The organism is Pseudoalteromonas phenolica, from assembly GCF_005876835.1.
Classification (GTDB): domain Bacteria; phylum Pseudomonadota; class Gammaproteobacteria; order Enterobacterales; family Alteromonadaceae; genus Pseudoalteromonas; species Pseudoalteromonas phenolica_B.
Genome location: NZ_PPSW01000057.1, coordinates 1 through 1,254, shown reverse-complemented (window position 1 = coordinate 1,254; position 1,254 = coordinate 1). Strand labels below are relative to the sequence as shown.

At 46.5% G+C, this 1,254-nt stretch carries 1 protein-coding gene; it reads right to left on the bottom strand.

The genetic code is table 11. The features are described from left to right. Positions 1-69: 69 nt before the first annotated feature. Complete coding sequence (gene tuf, locus C1E24_RS20470) at positions 70-1,254, bottom strand: elongation factor Tu (protein WP_138484734.1); 1,185 nt, start codon at positions 1,252-1,254, stop codon at positions 70-72.

Sequence of the window (1,254 nt, the reverse complement as noted above, 5' to 3'; positions counted from 1 at the left end):
CTAAAAACAAAAAACCCGAGCCTAAGCTCGGGTTTTTTTAATGCTTTGTGGCATTAACTAAAGTCGATATTACTCAACGATAGTTGCTACAACACCAGCACCTACTGTACGGCCACCTTCACGGATCGCGAAACGTAGACCTTCGTCCATCGCGATTGGAACGATTAGCTCAACAGTCATCTTGATGTTGTCACCTGGCATTACCATTTCTACGCCATCTGGTAACTGTACGTCACCTGTTACGTCAGTTGTACGGAAGTAGAACTGTGGACGGTAACCTTTGAAGAATGGAGTATGACGGCCACCTTCGTCTTTTGAAAGTACGTATACTTCTGAAGTGAACTTCGTGTGTGGGTTGATTGAACCAGGCTTACAAAGAACCTGACCACGCTCAACTTCGTCACGCTTAGTACCACGTAGAAGTGCACCGATGTTCTCACCAGCGCGACCTTCGTCTAGAAGCTTACGGAACATTTCAACACCCGTACAAGTTGTCTTCGTAGTTTCTTTGATACCTACGATTTCAACTTCGTCGTTCACGTTGATGATACCAGCTTCAACACGGCCTGTTACTACTGTACCACGACCCTGGATTGAGAATACGTCTTCGATAGGCATGATGAATGGCTTATCGATGTCACGCTCTGGCTCTGGGATGTAAGAATCTAGTGCTTCTGCAAGCTCAACGATCTTGTCTTCCCACTCTTTCTCGCCTTCTAGTGCTTTAAGCGCTGAACCCTGGATTAGAGGTAGGTCGTCACCTGGGAAGTCGTATTCTGAAAGAAGTTCACGAACTTCCATCTCTACTAGCTCTAGTAGCTCTTCGTCGTCAACCATGTCACATTTGTTCATGAATACAACGATGTAAGGTACACCAACCTGACGTGAAAGTAGGATGTGCTCACGAGTCTGAGGCATAGGACCGTCAGTAGCTGCAACTACTAGGATCGCGCCGTCCATCTGTGCAGCACCAGTGATCATGTTTTTAACATAGTCAGCGTGTCCTGGACAGTCTACGTGTGCGTAGTGACGAGTTGGTGTGTCATACTCAACGTGTGAAGTTGAGATTGTGATACCACGCTCACGCTCTTCTGGAGCGTTATCGATTGATGCGAAGTCTTTTGCGTCACCACCGTATACTTTTGCAAGTACGTTAGTGATTGCTGCAGTTAGAGTTGTTTTACCGTGGTCAACGTGGCCGATTGTACCTACGTTTACGTGCGGTTTCGAACGTTCAAACTTTTCTTTTGCCAT

What these genes read in the sequence shown, in the direction of transcription:
- tuf (WP_138484734.1), bottom strand. Translation starts at nt 1,254, where the DNA reads ATGGCAAAAGAAAAGTTTGAACGTTCGAAACCGCACGTAAACGTAGGT.